The sequence below is a fragment of the Candidatus Acetothermia bacterium genome, from assembly GCA_024653305.1.
Lineage (GTDB): Bacteria > Bipolaricaulota > Bipolaricaulia > Bipolaricaulales > Bipolaricaulaceae > JACIWI01.
Map to the genome: position 1 here is coordinate 1 of JANLFW010000023.1, position 18,295 is coordinate 18,295.

General features: G+C 65.2%; 12 protein-coding genes and 2 rRNA genes. 9 read left to right on the top strand and 5 right to left on the bottom strand.

The window, feature by feature from the left end; genetic code table 11:
• Positions 1-95: 95 nt before the first annotated feature.
• A complete protein-coding gene (locus NUV94_07420) occupies positions 96-1,007 on the top strand; it encodes an RNA polymerase sigma factor RpoD/SigA (GenBank protein MCR4392569.1) in 912 nt (303 codons plus the stop codon).
• Here NUV94_07420 and ligA read toward each other — a convergent pair.
• The 5 genes from ligA to amrA form a co-directional block, all read right to left on the bottom strand.
• On the bottom strand, positions 1,004-3,010 hold the full coding sequence (ligA, locus tag NUV94_07425; GenBank protein MCR4392570.1) for an NAD-dependent DNA ligase LigA: 2,007 nt from the start codon (positions 3,008-3,010) through the stop codon (positions 1,004-1,006). The genes NUV94_07420 and ligA overlap by 4 nt on opposite strands.
• Before the next feature lie 6 nt (positions 3,011-3,016).
• On the bottom strand, positions 3,017-4,291 hold the full coding sequence (locus NUV94_07430) for an HDIG domain-containing protein (protein ID MCR4392571.1): 1,275 nt from the start codon (positions 4,289-4,291) through the stop codon (positions 3,017-3,019).
• A 37-nt stretch (positions 4,292-4,328) separates the two neighbouring features.
• Positions 4,329-5,240, bottom strand: coding sequence for a PhoH family protein (locus tag NUV94_07435; protein MCR4392572.1), 912 nt, complete (start codon positions 5,238-5,240; stop codon positions 4,329-4,331).
• 34 nt (positions 5,241-5,274) lie between these two features.
• Positions 5,275-6,534 (bottom strand): MiaB/RimO family radical SAM methylthiotransferase, encoded by a 1,260-nt coding sequence (locus NUV94_07440; GenBank protein MCR4392573.1) that lies wholly within the window; start codon positions 6,532-6,534, stop codon positions 5,275-5,277.
• Positions 6,535-6,803: 269 nt separating this feature from the next.
• Complete coding sequence (gene amrA / locus NUV94_07445) at positions 6,804-7,349, bottom strand: AmmeMemoRadiSam system protein A (protein ID MCR4392574.1); 546 nt, start codon at positions 7,347-7,349, stop codon at positions 6,804-6,806.
• A 73-nt stretch (positions 7,350-7,422) separates the two neighbouring features.
• On the opposite strand from amrA, the gene NUV94_07450 reads away from it, so the two are divergent.
• The 8 genes from NUV94_07450 to NUV94_07485 all read left to right on the top strand — a co-directional run bounded on the left by NUV94_07450 (position 7,423) and on the right by NUV94_07485 (position 17,931).
• A complete protein-coding gene (locus tag NUV94_07450; protein ID MCR4392575.1) occupies positions 7,423-8,571 on the top strand; it encodes an LCP family protein in 1,149 nt (382 codons plus the stop codon).
• Complete coding sequence (gene rsfS / locus NUV94_07455) at positions 8,558-8,923, top strand: ribosome silencing factor (protein ID MCR4392576.1); 366 nt, start codon at positions 8,558-8,560, stop codon at positions 8,921-8,923. Before NUV94_07450 ends, rsfS begins: the two co-directional genes overlap by 14 nt.
• 103 nt (positions 8,924-9,026) lie before the next feature.
• A 23S ribosomal RNA gene (locus tag NUV94_07460) occupies positions 9,027-12,109 on the top strand.
• A 35-nt stretch (positions 12,110-12,144) separates the two neighbouring features.
• Positions 12,145-12,262 (top strand): 5S ribosomal RNA (rrf, locus tag NUV94_07465).
• Between the two features lie 96 nt (positions 12,263-12,358).
• Entirely contained in the window at positions 12,359-13,051 is a 693-nt protein-coding gene (locus NUV94_07470) for a Crp/Fnr family transcriptional regulator (protein ID MCR4392577.1), read from the top strand.
• Between the two features lie 711 nt (positions 13,052-13,762).
• Entirely contained in the window at positions 13,763-14,899 is a 1,137-nt protein-coding gene (locus NUV94_07475; GenBank protein ID MCR4392578.1) for a TlpA family protein disulfide reductase, read from the top strand.
• A gap of 15 nt (positions 14,900-14,914) precedes the next feature.
• Positions 14,915-17,185 (top strand): ABC transporter permease, encoded by a 2,271-nt coding sequence (locus NUV94_07480; protein ID MCR4392579.1) that lies wholly within the window; start codon positions 14,915-14,917, stop codon positions 17,183-17,185.
• Entirely contained in the window at positions 17,182-17,931 is a 750-nt protein-coding gene (locus NUV94_07485; GenBank protein ID MCR4392580.1) for an ABC transporter ATP-binding protein, read from the top strand. The genes NUV94_07480 and NUV94_07485 overlap by 4 nt, the downstream gene beginning before the upstream one ends.
• Positions 17,932-18,295 lie beyond the last annotated feature (364 nt).

Genomic DNA, 18,295 nt, shown 5'->3' on the forward strand with positions numbered 1-18,295 from the left:
CGCCCTGTTCCCGCCCCTGGTGCTGGATCGGATCAGTGCCGACTGGGCCCTCAGGGGTGGTAACGATCTTTTGGCCCATTGCACCTTGGATCGCCATGGCGACACGGGTACACTCCGGCCGACACGCCATGGACGAGGTGCAGGAAGGGCTGACGTTTCCGGACCAGGACGAGCTGGATGTCCTCAGGCTCTATCTTTCGGAGGTGACCCGCATCCCCCTCCTCACGGAGTCCGAGGAGCAGGACCTCGCCCGTCGCATGCGCTGTGGCGACCGGGCTGCTCGGGAACGCCTCATCGTCTCCCACCTGCGCCTGGTGGTGTCGGTGGCCCGCGAGTACGGCGAGACCGGCCTCGACCTCCTCGACCTCATCCAGGAGGGGAACCTAGGCCTGATCGAGGCGGCGGACCGGTTCGACCCCGAACGGGGCTTCCGGTTCTCCACCTACGCCCGATGGTGGATCCGCCAGGCGATCGGGGCGGCCATCGAGCGCCACTCCCAGATGATCCGGATCCCGGTGCACCTGTTCCGGGCCATCGTCCGCTTGCAGCGGCTCAAGGCGAGCTTCGGTGCCGAGGGGATCGAGGAATGGGCCGATCTCATCCTCGCTCCGGGGATGACCCTGGACCGGGTGCGCCAAGCGGAACGCACCGTGGCCGACGTGATCTCCCTCGACCTCCCGGTGGCGGAGGAAGAGGGTGGGGAGGCGCTCGAGGAGCTCATCCCCGACACGAGCATGCCCTCCCCGGAACGGGCCGCCCTGGAGGAGCTGTTCCGCGAGGAGCTCCTGGAGATGGTGGGGAGGCTCCCGCCCCGGGACGCCCAGATCCTGCGCCTCCGCTACGGCCTCGAGGGGGCGAGACCTCAGGCCCTGGCCGAGATCGGTGAGGCTCTCGGGGTCAGCCGCGAACGGGCTCGCCAGCTCGAAGAGCGGGCGTTGAGGCGCCTCAAGGAGGCGTGGGGGGAGAAAGCCCTGGAGTTCTACCGCCGGCTCATCACCGAGGCCTAGCGGCCCACAAGCTTTCGGAACTCCTCCTCGGTGAGCACGGGAATCCCCAGCTCTTGGGCCCGGGCGAGCTTGCTCCCAGGATCCGCCCCCACCACCACGTAGTCCACCTTCCGCGACACGGACCCGGACACCTTTCCCCCCAGGGCCTCCACCAGCTTCACCGCCTCGTCCCGGGTCAGCCCGGCCAGGGCCCCGGTGAACACGAACGTCTTCCCGGACAAGGGGCCCTCCACCGGCCGCCCCGCCTCCACGGCCACCCCGGCCGCCCGCAGCTCCTCGATCAGCCGCCGGTTGTCGGGGTTCCTGAAGAAGTCGACCACGCTCTGGGCGATGCGCGGCCCGACCTCGGGCACCGCGAGAAGCTCGCCGTACGTGGCCCGGGCCAGCGCGTCCAGGGATCCGAAGTGCTCGGCGAGCACCTCCGCGAGGTGCTCGCCGACGTAGCGGATCCCCAGGGCGAAGATCAGCCGTGCAAGCGGCATCCCCTTCGAGCGGTCGATCTGGTCGAGCAAGTTCTGGGCGGATTTCTCGCCCATCCGCTCCAGGGCAACCAGGTCCTCTTTACGGAGGCGGTAGATGTCGGACACGCGCCGCACGAGCCCGGACTCCACCAGGCGGTCCACCAGCTTCTCGCCCAGGCCCTGGATGTCCGCCGCCCGGCGCCAGGCGAAATGGCGGATGGATTCCTTAATCCGGGCTGGACAGGACACGTTCTCGCAGCGGTGGGCGACCTCGCCGGGGGGGCGCTCCACCGGCCCCCCGCAGGCCGGACATCGGTCGGGCATCGTGAATTCCCGCTCCTCCCCTGTGCGCCGTTCGGGGATGGACTTGATCACCTCGGGGATCACCTCCCCTGCCCGGCGCACCAGCACCCAGTCCCCGATCCGCACGTCCTTGCGCCGTACCTCCTCCTCGTTGTGCAGGGTGGCCCGGGACACGGTGGCCCCGGAGAGCTCCACCGGGGCGAGCAGGGCCACCGGGGTCAGGGCGCCGGTGCGGCCCACCTGGACCACGATGTCCCGCACCCGGGTCGTGGCCTCCTCGGCCGGGAACTTGAACGCGATCGCCCACCGGGGGGCGCGGGACACCTCCCCGAGGACCTCCCGCTGGGCGAAGTCGTTCACCTTCACCACCATCCCGTCCGACTCATAGGGGAGGCGGTCCCGCCCCCGGAGGAGCTCGTGGTAGAAGGCGATCACCTCGGGAAGCGACCGACAGAGCTTCCAGATCGGGTTCACCGGGAGCCCGAGCTTGGGGAACACGGTCAGGAGCTCGGACTGACTACGGATCTCGATCCCTTCGGCCCGGCCCACGTGGTAGCAGAAGAGCTTCAAGGGGCGCCCCGCGGTCACGCTCGGGTCGAGCTGCCTGAGGCTCCCCGCCGCGGCATTCCTGGGGTTGGCGAACAGGGGCTCGCCCTGTTTCTCCCGTTCTCGGTTCAGACGCCGGAACGCCTCCTTCTCCATGTACACCTCGCCGCGGACCTCGAGGAGGCGCGGGGGAGGGCCGTCCGGAGAGAACAGGCGCAATGGGACCTGTTTGATCGTGCGCAGGTTGCGGGTCACGTCTTCCCCCACCCGGCCGTCGCCGCGGGTCGAGCCCACGGTGAAGGCCCCGTCCATGTACACGAGCTCCACCGAGAGCCCATCCAGCTTTGGCTCGCACACGTACTCGACCTCGGCCGGGCCCAGCAGGCGCCGCCCCCGGTCCGCCCACTCGGCGAGCTCGTCTTCGCTGAAGCAGTTCTGCAAGGAGAGCATGGGGATGTGGTGTTCGACGGACCCGAACTCCTCCGCCGGAGGGGCCCCCGCCCGCTGGGTGGGGGAGTCCGGGGTCACGAACTGGGGGTAACGCTCCTCAAGTTCTTGGAGCTCGCGGAACAGGCGGTCGTACTCGGCGTCGGAGATCAGGGGCTGGTCGAGGACGTAGTAGTGGTAGTCGTACCTGCGGATGTCCGTCCGCAGCTGTTCGATCCGCCGTTGGACCTCCTCCAGGTCGGCCATGCCCGCTCACCTCGGCAGAGGGTACCCCTGTACCCGCCGGTGGGCCATCCCTTGGAGGGCCTCGGTGAACGCGCGTCGCAGCTGCGCCAAGTCGGCCATGGTGAGAGGGGCTCGGTCGAGCTGCCCATCGCGCCGCCGGTCCTCGATCACCTGATCCACCACCTCGGCCAAATCCTCCCGGTCCCGCCCCCGCGAGTACGCCTCCACCGAGTCGGCGAGCATCACCACCGCCGTTTCCTTGGTGTCCGGCAGCGGGGAATCGTAGCGGAACTCGTCCTCGGTCAGGCCCTGGCCAGCTCCCCGCTGGGAAAGGGAGCGCATCACGGTGGTGCCGTGGTGGGTGGCCGCGAACTTGAGCACGTCCCCGCGCAGGCCGTAGTGGCGGCCGAGCTCCACCCCGTCCTTGACGTGGGAGGCGAGGATGACCTTGGACATCGACGGCGGGAGCTCGTCGTGGGGGTTGGTCCCGTTTTGGTTCTCGCCGAAGAACTGGGGGCGGAGGAGCTTGCCGATGTCGTGGTACAGGCCCCCCACCGCCGCGAGCAGCGGATCCGCCCCCACCGCCCGCGCCCCGGCTTCGGAGAGCGCGGACACGTCCCGGGCGTGGTAGTAGGTGCCCGGGGCCTCGGCCCGCAGGCGCTCCAGCAGAGGATGAGATGGACTTAGAAGCTCGGCCAGGGTAAGGCGGCTGGTCCGGTCCACCGTGCGCTCCACGAGCGGAAGAAGGGTCCACACGATCACCGCCGAGGCGAGCCCGGACAGGAACGCTGCCCCTACCCCGAACACCCCGGACCCCGGCCACAGGGCGAAGGCCCCCAGCCCCCCGGCCACACCGGCCAGGGCCCCGGACAGGAGGAGGTCCCGGCCCCGGCGGGCCTGCTCGGCGAACAGGGCCATCGTCACCCCACCCAACAGCGCGGACAGGAGCGGGTTCCCGCCCACCATCGGTCCAGCCCACCCGAGGAGGGGGAGCAACAGGAGCATCGCTGTGGATTTGGACTGGAACAAGGCGGCCAGCCCGGCGGTGACCCCCCACGGGAGGAGGTAGGGGGAACCGATGGAACCGACCCGGGACAAGAGGGCCCCGAGGGCGATCACGCCCAGCCCCAGCCGCCGTTCCCTCGGCGGGGCTGCCCAGGCGAGGGCCACGGCCGGGCCCAGGATGCCCAGCATCCCCGCCGCGAGCTTGGGCCACGGGGTGAGGGCCGGTCCTCCCCGCCACGACCACGCCGAGGCGGCCGCGGCGACGAGAAGGGAGGCCACCCACTCCGGCCACGGCAAGCGCCCCAGGTTAGGAATCCGTTTCTGCGGCTTGACCCTACGCCTTCTCGCTGCGCTCATAAGCCTCGATGATCGCCTTCACCAACGGGTGCCGGACCACGTCCCGGCGATCGAGATGCACGATGACGATCCCGGGGATCCCGGCCAAGATGTGCTGCACCTCCGCCAACCCCGATGGGCGTCCCTCCAGGTCGACCTGGGTGATGTCACCGGTCACCACCGCCTTGGACCCGAACCCAAGCCGGGTGAGGAACATCTTCATCTGGGTGTGGGTGGTGTTCTGGGCCTCATCCAGGATCACGAACGCGTGGTTCAGGGTCCGCCCGCGCATGAACGCGAGCGGCGCGATCTCCACCCGCCCGGTCTGGATGTACTTGTCAAGCTCGGAGGCCGGGATCATGTCGTAGATCGCGTCGTACAGCGGGCGCAGGTATGGGTTCACCTTCTGGAAGATGTCCCCGGGCAGGAACCCGAGCTGTTCCCCGGCTTCCACCGCGGGTCGGGTGAGGACGATGCGCTTGATCTGCCCTCGCTGGAGCGCGTTCAGGGCCAACGCCACCGCGAGGTACGTCTTCCCGGTCCCGGCGGGACCGATGGCGAACACCACGTCGTTGTCCCGGATCGCCTCCACGTATTGGCGCTGGCCGGCCGTCTTGGGACGGATCGCCTCCCCCCAGTGGGTGACCTGGACCACGTCCGTCAGGACCCCGGCCAGGTCCTCCCCGTCTCGGACCTGAGCGATCAGGTACCGGACCTCGTCCGGGGTTGGGGTGTGCTTCCCCTGCGCCACCTCCACGAGCTTGCCGAACAAGCGCTCGAGCTGGCCGACCTCTTTCTCCTCGCCTTCGATCTGCACCCGGTCCCCGCGGGCCACGATGCGGGCGTCGGTGAACGCCTGGCTGATCAGCCGCAGGTTGCGGTTGTACTGGCCGAGCACCCCTACCGCCACGTCATAACTGCCCAGAGCAATCTCGCTCGTCTTCCTACCGATCGATCATCACCCCCAACATGTGCCCCTCGTCCACCTGGACGAGGCGCGTCGCCACCATTGTACCCCGCGGCGCCGTCCGGGCGCCCCGCACCCCTACCCACAGGTAGTTCTCGGCGTGGCCCCACAGGAGGCCCCTGTCCTCTTCCTCTACCAGGACCTGGAGCACCTCGCCCAGGAACCGGCGCCGCGCCGCCCGCGACCAGCCGGCGGCGAGATCGGCGAGCTCCGCCGCCCGTTGCGCCGCCACCTCCGCTGGCACCGGCGGGCGTAACCCCGCCGCCGGGGTCCCCGGCCGAGGGGAGAACCGGAAGATGTGGACGTTCAGGGGCTCAAGGTCGGCGAGGAGCTCCGCCGTGCGCCGGAACGCGGCATCGTCCTCCCCGGGGAACCCGACCATCACGTCCGCGCCCAACGTCGCCCGGGGCACGGCAGCGAGAAACGTCTGGGCCCGCTCCCGGTACTCGGCCGCGGTGTACGCCCGCCCCATCCGCTGGAGGGCCCGGTCGTCGCCGGATTGCAGGGGCAGGTGGAGGTACGGGCACAGCCGCGGTTCCCGGGCGAACAGGGCGACGAGCTCGCCCGACACCCCCTCTGGGTTGAGGGAACTGAGGCGGAACCGGACCCCGTCCACCTGGAGGAGTTCCCGCAGGAGGTCGACGAGGGACGGCCGATTGGGCAGGTCCTGGCCGTACTGGGCGAGGTTGATGCCCACGATGACGATCTCCCGATGGCCGGCGCGGGCGAGGGCCGCCGCCTCATCCCGGGCCACGGCCGGGGTCTTGCTGCGCAGCGGGCCCCGCACCTGCCACGTGCGGCAGAACGCGCAGCCCACCGTGCAGCCGTCCTGGACCTTGAGCAGGGCCCGCGCCCGTTCCGCAGGCCCCACCACCCGCTCCTCGTCCATGGGGATCCAGCCCCCGTCGGGGGGCGGCCGACCTTGCAGGAAGGCCTCGATCCACGAGCGCAGCCGGGCCTTGTCCCGGTTGCCCACCACGAGGTCGGCCCCGGCGGCACGGAGGCGTGCCCCGGCCCCGTCCGCCCCGCACCCCACGGCGACCACGAGGGCCTGGGGATGCTCCCGCTTGAGCCGACGTACGCGCTGGCGCGCTTTGCGGTCGGCGAGAGAGGTGACGGTACACGTGTTCACCACGTGCAGCTCACCCGCGTAGGGGAGATCGGCCAGCTTCTCCTGGAGGAGCTGGGCTTCGTACTGGTTCACGCGGCAACCCAAGGAATGGACAAAGACCTTCATTCTGCACGGCGCCCCGGTTCCATCAAAATGTTGCCCAGGAACACAGTCCCCTGGGGTCGATACCTAGAGTTTACCTTCAGGAGGGGAGCTTGCCCAGTATTTTCGTAACGATTCACGCAGCCCTTGGCTCCTCGATATGGATGGAGAACGGCTCGCTGCACACGAACCTGAGCTCGGCGGCCCTTAGATCCGGGGCTGACTCTGGATTGAACATGTTCGGGTTGAGCATCCCCTGAAGCACGGGAACAAGGTGAAGAAAATGTGAAGCGCTAACTAGAGAACCCGTTCGTCTGGCTGGATTCCGTGTGCCGTTCCACGGTGAACCGGTACAGCTGGCATGGCGCGTCCGGGGGCAGGCCGGCCTTGAGCTTGGCAATCCAGAGCTGCTCCTCCACCGTGTCCACCCCGGGGAGGTCGGGGAGGAGTAGCCCCCGCCGCCACCCGCTCTCCACGATCACCCCGTACCGCTTGGGGTCGAGGTCCCTCGCGGTGCACGGCTCGGGCGGGGACAGGACGTCCACCGACACGTCGAGCTCCGGCAGTTCCTCCGGCTGCACCGGGGGGAACCTAGGATCGGCGGTGGCCGCGCGGATCGCGTTCTCGATGATCTCCTCGGCCAAGTTGGGCTCGGTGGGAAGGTAGGTCCCGATGCAGCCGCGGAGCTCCCCCCGCTTCTTCAGGGACACGAACGCCCCCGCCTGCCGGGCGAGGAGCTCCGGCGCCAGGTCTGGCGGGGGCGAGAACCGGCGGCGATCCCGCACGTAGGCGACGATGCTCGATCGGGCCAAAGCCACGTAGGGATCAGGATTCCTCACGGAGTGAAGGGTATCCAACCCGCCCCCGCTGTCAACCCCGGTTTGACGTACCCACCCGGGACGGGCTAACCTCATGTTGGACATGCGTCGGGTCGGTATCAGCATTGGCCTTGTGTTGATCGGGGTGGCGGTGGCCCTGTTCTTCCTGTATTCCCGAACCGATGTGGAGCGGGCGCTGCGGCGGGGGGAGCCGGTGTACGTGCTGGTGGTGGGGGTGGACAATGCGAGGCACGGGGCGCCCCAGGCGGACCTCATCGCCGTGGCCGGGTTGTTCCCGGGTGGCCGGACGGTGTGGGTCTCGATCCCGCGGCACCTCGCCTGCCCCACCCCGGCGGGGTGGCGTCCCCTCTACGCGTTGTACGCCGCCGAGGGGGTGGATGGCCTGCGCCGACGGGTGGCCGGCCTCCTTGAGCTCCCCATCGACCACTGGGTGGAGGTGGACTTCGCTGGGTTCCAGAAGCTGGTGGATCTCGTGGGGGGGGTCGAGGTCGCGGTCGAGACCCGCCTGGTGTACATGGACTGGTCACAGGACCTGTTCATCGACGTTCCAGCTGGGCTGCAGAACCTGAGCGGGGCGAAGGCGCTGGAGTACGTGCGGTACCAGGAAGGCGATGAGCTGGGGCGGATCGCCCGCCAGCACGTGTTCCTCCAGGCCCTGTGGGACCGGCTGCGGGGCCTCTCCTGGTCGCGGTGGCGGGAGGTGGTGCAGGTGGGGCGGGAGGCGGTGCGCACGGACCTCTCGGTGTGGGAGGGGCTGGACCTTGCCAAGCACCTGCGGCAGGCGGGGCCGGTGGTGCTTGCCGCGGCCCCGGTCCTCCCCCGGGCAGGGGGGCAAGGGGAGGCCGTCCCCGACCTGGTGCGCGTGCACAAGCTGGTTCGGGCGGTGGCCGCGGGGGAGCACTTCCTGACCCGGGATGAGGTGCGGGTGTTGGTCCTGAACGGGGCCGGGGTGAAGTTCCTCGCCCGCAAGACGGGGGCTTGGTTGCTCGAGCGGGGGTTCTACGTCACCGATATGAGCAACGCCGATCGGTACAATTACCCGCGCACCTACCTCATCTACCGGGAGGAGACACAGGCCAAGGCTAGGATGCTCCTTGACCTCCTGCCCCCGGGGGTGGAGGCGGTGGTGGAGGGTGAGTTCGGAGTGGAGCGGCTGGGCGGGTGGCCCGAGGACACGGACTTGATCCTGATTCTTGGGGCAGGGTTCGATGTTCGGTCCTGAGGGCGAGCTCCTGCGGCGGGCGGCCGAGCTCATCGAGGGGAAGAAGGGGGAACGCCTGGTGGTGGTGGACCTGCGCGAGGCTTCCATCCCCACGAGCTTCTTCCTCATCGCCGACGGGGAAAACCCAGTCCATGTCCGGGCCATGGCCGAGGAGCTTCTGGCGAAGATGCCCATCGCCCCCCAGCACGCCGAGGGAATGGGCGAGGGGCGGTGGGTGCTCCTCGACTACGGGGGCTTCGTGGTCCATCTCTTTCACAAGGAGGCGCGGGCGTTCTACGATCTGGAGGGATTGTGGTCGGACCGGAAGGTCCGCCCGTGGCCGCCCTTGCACCCGTCGGCGCCCGGGGTATAATGGCCGAGCCCTTAGCCCCTTGCATAGTCCAAGGGAAGGGGTATAATCGATGAGCACAGTCGATGCGGTCTTCGGTCCTTGAAAAGTGAATAGAGCGTCTGCTACGCAAGCATGGTAAGGGCGGACGGGGGATCCCTAGGCAGTCGGAGGCGATGAAGGGCGCGGCTAGCTGCGATAAGCCTCGGGGAGTCGCTGAGCAGGCTATGATCCGGGGATGCCCGAATGGGGAAACCCACCATGCCGTTGAGGCATGGTACCCGACGCCGAAATCCAGAAGTAGGCGTCGGGGGCGAACCCCGCGAAGTGAAACATCTCAGTAGCGGGAGGAAAAGAAATCAACATCGGGGTCCCCAGAAAATCGCAAGATTTTCTGGGGTGCCTCTGAGATTCCCCTAGTAGCGGCGAGCGAACGGGGAGGAGCCCAAACCACGCGGACGCATAGGTCACAGCCGTTGTCCGCGTGGGGTTGTGGGATGATGACGGAGGCCGCTGTGGAGGCCTCGGGGAGTTACCAAGGTTTTCTCTAGCCGAACAGCCAGCAAAGCCACTGGAAAGGGCGACCGGAGGGGGTGATAGTCCCGTAGGCGAAAGGGAAGGCCCTCCCTGGTCATCATCCCGAGTAGTGTCGGACACGTGAAATCCGGCGCGAAGCTGGGGGGACCACCCTCCAAGGCTAAACACTACCGACTGACCGATAGTGGATCAGTACCGCGAGGGAAAGGTGAAAAGCACCCCGGGAGGGGAGTGAAATAGAACGTGAAACCGTCCGCCTACAGTGCAGTGGGAGCCGGGAACGGGCCGCCTTCGGGCGGCCAGGGAACGGTGACCGCGTGCCTTTTGCAGTATGAGCCGGCGAGTTGTGCTCCGTGGCGAGGTTAAGCCCCTTTGGGGCGGAGCCGTAGCGAAAGCGAGTCCGAACAGGGCGCCCAGTCACGGGGTACAGACCCGAAGCCAGGTGATCTACCCATGGGCAGGGTGAAGTGCGCTTGACCGCGCACGGAGGCCCGAACCCGTTGGTCGTGCAACGCCATGGGATGACCTGTGGGTAGGGGTGAAAGGCCAATCGCACCTGGTGATATCTGGTTCTCCCCGAAATGGCTCTAGGGTCAGCCTCACGTCAGAGGCGGCTGGGGGTAGAGTACTGGCTGGGGAAGGGGGGCAACCTCCGACCCCAATCAAACTCCGAATACCGGCGCGCCGTTCCGTGGGAGTGAGACGGCGGGGGATAACCTCCGTTGTCGAGAGCGAAACAACGCAGACCACCAGCTAAGGCCCCAAAATCCAGGCTCAGTGAGGAAGGCGGTGTGGTCGCTCAAACAGCTGGGAGGTTGGCTTAGAAGCAGCCATCCTTTAAAGAGTGCGTAATAGCTCACCAGTCTAGCGACCGCGCGCCGAAGATGTACCGGGACTAAGCCTGGTGCCGAAGCTGTGGGTGGGGCGGCAACGCCCCGCGGTAGGGGAGCATTCCGCGGTAGGTTGAAGCCGGGCCGCGAGACCCGGTGGACGAAGCGGAAGAGAGAATGCCGGCTTGAGTAGCGAGAGATGGGTGAGAATCCCATCCACCGAATGCCCAAGGTTTCCTGGGGAAGGCTTATCCACCCAGGGTTAGGCGGGCCTTAGCCAAAGCCGAAAGGCGTAGGCGATGGACAGCCGGTCAACATTCCGGCCCCTCCGGACCCGCGTTATGAGCGAAGGGGGGACGCCGTTGGAGCTTCCCCGCAGGTTGACGGCTACGTCTGTCCAAGCGCCAAGCCAGAGGGGGTAGGTAAATCCGCTTCCTCGCAACCGTCTTGTCCCACCTTCGGGTGGGGCGGGGCGAACAGGCGAGGCGTGATGGCAAGCCCCGCAAGGGGCGGAGGGGGAAAGGTTCAGCGGCCGAGAAAAGCCTCTAGCCAGCTGGTCCGGAGTCCGTACCGCAAACCGACACTGGTGGGCGAGGAGAGCATCCACAGGTGGGCGAGCTAACCCTCGTCAAGGAACTCGGCAAAATGGCCCCGTAACTTCGGGACAAGGGGCGCCTGTTGGGTTGTCGGGGAAACCCGATGGCTTGGCAGGCCGCAGAGAAACGGCTCAAGCGACTGTCTACCAAAAACACAGGTCCCTGCCAACCCGAAAGGGGACGTATAGGGGCTGAAACCTGGCCACTGCCGGTAAGTCAAGGGGAGGGGTGCAAGCTCCGAACTGAAGCCCCGGTGAAGGCCGGCCGTAACTATAACGGTCCTAAGGTAGCGAAATTCCTTGTCGGGTAAGTTCCGACGCGCATGAACGGAACAACGACTTGAGCGCTGTCTTGACGAGGGGCTCGGTGAACTCGAAGCACGGGTGAAGATTCCCGTGACCCGCGGTGGGACAGAAAGACCCCGTGGAGCTTTACTGCAGCTTGGTGTTGGATCTCGGTATCCGCTGTAGAGGATAGGTGGGAGGCTGCGAAGCCCGGGCGCTAGCTCGGGTGGAGCCACCCTTGGAATACCACCCTGTGGCTGCTGAGGTCCTAACCGGAGGCCGTTAGCAGCGGCCTTGGGACCGCGCTAGGCGGGCAGTTTTGCTGGGGCGGCAGCCTCCTAAACAGTAACGGAGGCGTACAAAGGTCCCCTCAGGCTGGTTAGCGATCAGCCGTTGAGTGCAAGGGCAGAAGGGGGCTTGACTGCGAGGCCTACAAGCCGAGCAGAGGCGAAAGCCGGTCCTAGTGACCCACTGGCTCTTCGTGGGAGGGCCAGTGATCAGCGGACAAAAGTTACCCCGGGGATAACAGGCTAGTACCGCCCGAGAGTTCACATCGACGGCGGTGTTCGGCACCTCGATGTCGGCTCACCCCATCCTGGGGCTGCATCAGGTCCCAAGGGTCGGTCTGTTCGCCCGTTAAAGGGGTTCATGAGCTGGGTTCAAACCGTCGTGAGACAGGTTGGTCCCTATCTACCGTGGGCGTAGGAGGCTTGAGGGGGTCCGCTCTCAGTACGAGAGGACCGGAGCGGCTGGGCCGCTGGCGCACCAGTTGTCTCGCCAGGGGCATAGCTGGGTAACTAAGCCCGGACCGGATAAGAGCTGAAGGCATCTAAGCTCGAAGCCGACCCCAAGATGAGGCCTCCCCATCAGGGCCCTCCGAGACTAGGAGGTTGATAGGCCGCAGGTGGAAGCCCGGTAACGGGTGGAGCCGAGCGGTACTAATAGCCCGATTGGCTTGCGTAGCGGATGCTCTATTCACTTTTCAGGACCGAGGGATTCCAGGCGGCAGATGGCGGAGGGGAAACACCCGGTTCCATCCCGAACCCGGCAGTTAAGCCCTCCTGCGCCGATGGTACTGGGCTGGCGACGGCCCGGGAGAGTAGGTCGCCGCCTGGATTTTTATTTTGCCCAGCTGAATCCCCACCGCGCTTTGACCCAAGCTAAACCGCCCGCTATCCTCGGCTCGAGACGGCTCGGCCGGGGGTGATGGTGATGACCGGACCGCCGGAGGATCGCGCTGCGTGTGTGTCCTGTTCAAACCTTCCCGTTTGTGTCCTCTCCGCGCTGAAGACCGACCTTAAGAGGGCAGCCCGAGAATTGCACCGGATCCGTTTCGCGCCTGGAGAAACGATCTTCCAACAAGGAGTCCCAGTACCCGGTCTGTACGTCCTGTGCCGGGGGTATGCAAAGCTCGTGTTCAGGACGCCATCAGGGAAGAGGCTCCTCATCCGTTTTTGTGGGCCCGGGGATCTCCTTGAAGGGGCGCTTTCCGAGGAACACGTAGTGTCTGCGGTGGCGGTGGATGGAGCCGTGGTCAGCTTCATCCCCCATAAGTCGGCGCTGGGGCTCCTCAAGCGCCAGCCCGAACTGGCCGTGGAGGTGGGCTGCCGGCTTGTCCGGGATCGGCACATGCTGCTCGATCGGTTGGCCTACTTCGCTTACGGGGGCGTCAGGGAACGGTTGGCCAGGGGGCTTTTGGAGCTGGGGAAGCACTACGGGGTGCGCTACGAGCAAGGCCTCTTGATCGACCTCCCTCTTTCCCGTCAAGATCTGGCCGAGCTGCTCGGATGCAGCCGCCAGACGGCGAGTGAGGAGCTACATAAGCTTGTAGGGATGAGACTGATCCAACTGAGACAGGGCACGATCATCTTGACTGATATGGAAGGCCTGCGCCGGCTACGGTGACGAATGTCCTGCGGAGTCGCTCGCGATCGGGAAAATCGTCCCCGTACACCTTTTCGTGGTCTTTGCCGTCTGGCGGACAAACTTTTGTCGGAAAGCCTTTGTCGGAAAGCCGACGCTTTTTTGTCAGCCAGCTGATAGACAACCAAGGAACGCCAGGCTAAGGTTTTGAGGAGGTGATCGAGGGTGAGGAGGAGGTTGTTCGTGGCGGCGTTATTGGCCTGCACCCTTGGGACCGCATTGCAGTTCGTGGCGTGGGCGCCGCCAACGTGCGAGGTATGTGAGTCCTATTGTTATGGGCAGTGCTCTTACATCGGTTGGTTCGAGTACAAGGACTGCACCTGTAACGCATGTGTAGGCAACCCAGACTTGGATCTCTTTTGTCAAGGGAAGTGTAATAAGTATTGGTGTAACCAACCATGGCCTTGGCCAGACTACGAATGCTTCTTGCGCATTTACGAAAGCAGCACTTGCAACTACTGTTGTGGGTAGCCGCCCCTGTCGGCGTCCGTATATCGGTTAAGCTGATGCCACCTAGGCAGAACATGATCATCCGCCGTATTGTCCTCGAAGCACGTGGTTATTAGATCGAAACGTGCGGTTATCATAGTGGTTGCCGGTGTCGTACTCGTGGCCGTTATCGGTGGCGTCGGTTTCTGGCTTGCCGTACGGCGCAGTATGGGACCTGCCTGCCCGACGTGTGGTTCTAGAGCGATGGTTTCGACGGGCACCGAAAAACTCACGTTGGAGCAGGCACTACGTGTGGATTACCAGCGAAAGCTTGTTTTCGTCAGCCAAGGACTGGCTGAAGGTGACGTTGCGCCGCCCATCGCAGGAGTGGAGTTTGCCGACGGTCCCTCAATCGTCTATCACTTTAAGCCTCCCGAAGAACCCGCACCCGCAGGTGTCCACTTGTTCCCACGCGTATTGCGGGATTGGGCCGAGACGTTCGTAGGTCTCCAGATCGTACTCGTTGTCACCGGACCTACCGCGGAAGATTTCGCCCGTGACCTCCGCGCAATCGTGGGGGAGAAGGTCACTGTGGTCCCTGATCCGTTTGGGAAGATCCGCACTACGTACGAACTCTTGGACTCCCCTCGCGGGATGCTTTTCCTGTTGAACCGAGAGGGCCACATTGCCGGCCGAGCACCAGGCATTCGGGTGGAGAACTGGCATTACCTATCCCAGATTGTAGAGGTGCACGCTCGCGGAGAGCCGTCCCAGACCGAGAACATGGCGTTTGCCGTCCGTCACCCCAAGTTCGTGGTCGGAAAGCCTGTCCCGCTTGCGGGGCTGACGGACATCTCTGGCAACCCGGCACCGTCGGGGACGTTCCGCGGCCAGGTGACCATGGTCTACTTCTTTGCCCCCGGCTGTGAGCCATGTGCTGTCGCCACAGAGGTGACAAAACAGTTGCACAAGGAGTTCGGGCATCGGGTGCAGTTCATCGGCTTGGCGCATCTCCTCTCCCCGGATACGATTCACTGGGCCCACATCTGCGCCACCCGCTACGAGGAGAAGGAGAGTTGGGCCTGGTCCCTTCCCGAGGGAGAGGAAGGCGCGCGGCAATACGTCGAAGATACGCTGACCGAACTTAAGGACTACATCGCGGGGTTCGACTTCCCCGTCTTCGTTGATTGGGATGATCGGGCGATGGGGGCGTGGGGAATGGGTCTGTGTGGTTTTCCATCGTGGGCGATTCTGGATTCCGAGGGACGACTCGTGGAGATGATTCCTGGGGGTGCGGCGTCGTACAACCTCAATGGTCAAACGGTGAAGTCAACCTTTCCCCCTGTGGACTGGCTGCAGGAGATGTTGAATTCGGCGCTGACCGCCGAAAGGTCGCAATAGCACTATAATCGCCTGATGATCTTCCGTGTACGGACTGTGGCAGTGCTCCTCAGTGTAGCCGCGGGGGCGGCTGCGTTGTGGCTGAGCTTGGGGTTGCGGGAAGGCGTTGAGTGGAACCTCGAGGACCTCGTACAGCGCAGCGGTGCCAACCTATTTCGTGTGGAACCTCTTTTGCCCGAGGGGTTTGATGGAACCGATTTGGCCGCGATTCAGGCTTTGGACACGGTGACGGGCGCGGCGGCAAATACAGCGGATTGTACGTCTAGCTGGTCCACAGATGAGCACGTGTTCATCTTCACCGGCGTGACCCCGGGGTACTTCGCGATCCGCAACCTCCCTTTGCAGGACGGCCGTGTTTTCGAGGAAGGGGAGACCGGTGTGGCGGTGTTGGGAGCGGAGGTGGCCTCCGCTCTGTACGGCCAGGCCGCGGTTGGGCAAACCCTTATCCATAGGAAGCGGGAATTCAGGGTGATCGGGGTCCTCGCCCCGGTCCCCAAGGACCGACGCCGGGAGCTTCACGAGGGACTCGATCTCCTCGTGTTCGTGCCGCCTTCTGAGATCCAGAAGCTGGGCTTCTCACCGGACTTCGATACGATCTGGGTTCAGGCCAAGGAGGGAGAGCTCCGGGCAGCTATGGACGAAGTTCAGGTGTTGTTGGGAGGGCGGGGGAAGGTGACACCGCTCATCTCCTTATACGACATCTTCTTCCGCTCCCAGCGCCAGATCATGACCTCATTATCGGTCGTAGCCCTCCTCGTCCTCATTGTCAGCGCGCTCAACGTGACAAACATTACCTCTATTTCCGTGCTTTCCCGAACCCGGGAGATCGGGATCCGCCGTGCCGCGGGCGCTACCCGTGGGCATGTGCGCCGTCAGTTCGTGGGCGAAGCGTTGATCATGATGAGCACCGGCGGACTCTTGGGAGGCCTCCTTGCGGCCCTTCTTGCCCCAATCGTGGGCAAGCTGGCACAGGTGCCCGTTCGCCTTGGCTACGCCCATCTAGGCGGGATCTTCGTGCTGACTGCACTTGGAGCGGGAGCAGGCGTTGTTCCCGCGATCAGGGCGGGCAGATTATCCCCCACCAAGGCCTTGGCTCACCGGTCTTTGACCGTGCCCCATCGTTGGAAATGGTCCCCAGCACGAATGGCCGCTGGGTTGGGAGTGGCGGTCGGAGTAGGCACAATCCTGTTCATCGTCGCCTTCGGCGATTGCTCCCGGAGCCAGCTCGAGCGGATCTTCGGCCCGGTTGATCCCCGGGTGGCCATCATCCACACCGAAACGGAGCGATCGCCTGGCCTGGCACGGTTCCTTCGTTCGTATGTCCTTACTCAGGACGACTGTTCCGCCGTGGCGGCGATCGAAGGGGTGGAGGTGGCAGCTTTTATCGTTCGTAATCGAAGAACCGTGAAGACCAGCGAAGGGGAGGAATCGATCATGGAGTTTGCTGTTCCTCCGGGTGCCGAGGCCATCGTCCCCGGGACACTCCGAGAGGGTCGCTTCTTCACCCGGGAGGAATTGGAACACGGGGTTCCTTGCGTTGTCCTTGGGGCAGCCACGGCTGAGCGCCTGTTCCCGAAGGGAAGTGCGCTTGGCCAATTCATCCGTAGCGGGGATCAGGGGTTGGAAGTGATCGGGGTATTCGCAGAAGGCTCGGGTACGATGGGCGAGCCTCGCTTCCTCTCCGGGTTCGCTTATGTACCAGCCAAGACACTTCACCCGGCGCAGTTTCTCCAACTACAAGGCAGGATATGGGTGAAAGTCCGGACAGGGTATGATGTCGAAGCAGTGCTTGCGGAGATCTCCGACGTTCTGGCGGCGCGCCATCCGCTAAAGGCCCCAGCCGCAATCGAAGGTCCAGCCACAGAGCTCCATAAGCTGGTGATGATGCAAACCAACCTGGTGCGGATCTTCCTGCTTGTGGCCGCAGGCGCCCTGGTGGCAAGCGTGGTCGGGGTTGGGTGCATGGTCTGGTACGACGCGGCTCAGAGGACAACCGAAGTGGGGATCCGTCGGGCGGTGGGAGCAACGCGCATGAAGATACTGTGGAGCTTCCTGCAGGGGGGCATCGGCCTTGCCTCAGGTGGAGGCGTCCTGGGGCTGGCTCTGGGAGCAGGGGCTGCCACTGTGCTCGCCCTCCGCTCGGGATGGCCCCTCTTCTTCAGCGTGGTTTGGGCTGGCTGGGCGATCGGTCTCTCTGTGGGGGTTGGCCTGGCGGGCTCGCTCTGGCCAGCGTGGCGGGCGAGTCGGATTCCTCCGGCTGAAGCCATTCGAAGGAGGCAGGGATGATCGAGATCCGGGATGTGTCCAAGGTGTATCGCAAGGGACGAGTGGAAGTTCCCGCCCTGCGCGGGGTCACCCTGCGGGTGGAAGAGGGTGAGTTCCTCGTCATCCAAGGGCCGTCAGGCTCGGGCAAGACCACCCTTCTCAACCTAATCGGCCTCTTGGACGAGCCTAGCACCGGTGAGATCCGTCTGTTTGGCTGTGATGTCCAGGGCCTCTCCGATCGTGAGCGATCGCGCCTGCGGGGCCGGGCGATAGGGTTCGTATTCCAGTCCTTCAACTTGATCCCCCACTTGCGGGCCTGGGAGAACGTGGCGTTGCCTCTGCATTACGCCGGGGTTAGGCCGCGGGAGCGGAAGAGAAAAGCTCTTGCGGTGCTGGAGAAGATGGGATTGGCCGGCCGGGCTGAACATCTCCCAGGCGAGCTCTCCGGGGGAGAGGAACAACGGGTGGCCATTGCTCGGGCCATTGTGATTGAGCCCAAGCTAATCCTAGCCGATGAACCGACTGGGAACGTGGATTCGACCACCGGCCGCGGTGTGATGGAGGAATTCGCCCGGCTGAACAGGGCTGGGATCACAATGATCGTGGCCACCCACGACCCAATGGTGGTCTCCTTTGCTCGGCGGGCGGTGTATCTGCGCGATGGTCAGAAAGCGGATGATGGAGCTTTCCCCCTCCTTGCCTCCAATCGTCAGGGCGGAGGGAACCGGGTACGGGAAGCGTTGAGCCCTGACGGCCCGGGAGAGTAGGTCGCCACCTGGATTTTTGTTTTGCTCAGCTGAATCCCCACCGCGCTTTGACCCAAGCCAAACCGAGCGCTATCCTCGAGCCAAGACGGCCCGGCCGGGGGTGATGGTGATGACCGGACTGCCTGCAGATCGATTCGAATGTGCGTCCTGTCCGAGCCTTTCTGTGTGTGTTCTCTCCGCGTTGAAGGTCGACTCGAGGAGGGCAGTCCGAGGAGTGCACCGGATCCGTTTCACGCCCGGGGAGACGATCTTCCGCCAGGGTGCCCCTGCCTTGGGCTGGCACGTCCTCTGCCGGGGTCGGGCGAAGCTGGTTGTGAACACTGCCCGGCGGAAGAGGTTCATCCTCTGGTTTTGCAAGCCCGGC

Excerpts from the sequence above, each read along its gene's own strand:
- NUV94_07420 (MCR4392569.1), top strand. The coding sequence starts at position 96 with ATGGCGACACGGGTACACTCCGGCCGACACGCCATGGACGAGGTGCAG.
- ligA (MCR4392570.1), bottom strand. The coding sequence starts at position 3,010 with ATGGCCGACCTGGAGGAGGTCCAACGGCGGATCGAACAGCTGCGGACG.
- NUV94_07440 (MCR4392573.1), bottom strand. The coding sequence starts at position 6,534 with ATGAAGGTCTTTGTCCATTCCTTGGGTTGCCGCGTGAACCAGTACGAA.
- NUV94_07450 (MCR4392575.1), top strand. The coding sequence starts at position 7,423 with ATGTTGGACATGCGTCGGGTCGGTATCAGCATTGGCCTTGTGTTGATC.
- rsfS (MCR4392576.1), top strand. The coding sequence starts at position 8,558 with ATGTTCGGTCCTGAGGGCGAGCTCCTGCGGCGGGCGGCCGAGCTCATC.
- NUV94_07470 (MCR4392577.1), top strand. The coding sequence starts at position 12,359 with ATGACCGGACCGCCGGAGGATCGCGCTGCGTGTGTGTCCTGTTCAAAC.
- NUV94_07475 (MCR4392578.1), top strand. The coding sequence starts at position 13,763 with ATGGTTTCGACGGGCACCGAAAAACTCACGTTGGAGCAGGCACTACGT.
- NUV94_07480 (MCR4392579.1), top strand. The coding sequence starts at position 14,915 with ATGATCTTCCGTGTACGGACTGTGGCAGTGCTCCTCAGTGTAGCCGCG.
- NUV94_07485 (MCR4392580.1), top strand. The coding sequence starts at position 17,182 with ATGATCGAGATCCGGGATGTGTCCAAGGTGTATCGCAAGGGACGAGTG.